The sequence below is a fragment of the Marinobacter aromaticivorans genome (assembly GCF_002806975.1).
Taxonomy (GTDB): domain Bacteria; phylum Pseudomonadota; class Gammaproteobacteria; order Pseudomonadales; family Oleiphilaceae; genus Marinobacter; species Marinobacter aromaticivorans.
Window position 1 is genome coordinate 1 of sequence record NZ_NIHD01000043.1, and the last position, 692, is coordinate 692.

1 protein-coding gene is annotated in these 692 nt (G+C 57.2%); it reads left to right on the forward strand.

Annotated features, from left to right (window positions below; genetic code table 11):
* Window positions 1–692 (forward strand): EF-Tu/IF-2/RF-3 family GTPase (locus CDH48_RS19045; protein ID WP_227521188.1); only part of this gene is annotated, 692 nt, incomplete at both ends.

Here is a 692-nt window from a genome sequence, read left to right on the forward strand (position 1 = left end):
GCTGACGGCCCCATGCCGCAGACTCGCGAGCACATCCTGCTGTCGCGTCAGGTTGGCGTTCCTTACATCGTTGTGTTCCTGAACAAGGCGGACATGGTTGACGATGAAGAGCTGCTTGAGCTGGTTGAAATGGAAGTGCGTGAGCTGCTGAGCGCCTACGAGTTCCCGGGTGACGACACGCCGATCATCACCGGTTCTGCGTTGATGGCTCTGCAGGGCAAAGACGACAACGAAATGGGCACCACTGCTGTCAGGAAGCTGGTTGAAGCTCTGGATGAGTACATTCCCGAGCCTGAGCGTGCGATTGACCAGCCGTTCCTGCTGCCGATTGAGGACGTATTCTCCATCTCCGGTCGTGGTACGGTTGTAACCGGTCGTGTTGAGCGCGGTATCATCAAGGTGGGTGAGGAAGTGGAAATTGTAGGTATCCGGGATACCGTCAAGACCACCTGCACCGGTGTTGAGATGTTCCGCAAGCTGCTGGACGAAGGCCGTGCCGGTGAGAACGTCGGTGTTCTGCTGCGTGGTACCAAGCGTGACGACGTTGAGCGTGGTCAGGTACTGTGCAAGCCGGGCAGCATCAAGCCGCACACCAAGTTTGAGTGTGAGGTGTACGTATTGAGCAAGGACGAGGGTGGCCGTCATACTCCGTTCTTCAAGGGCTATCGTCCGCAGTTCTACTTCCGTACCAC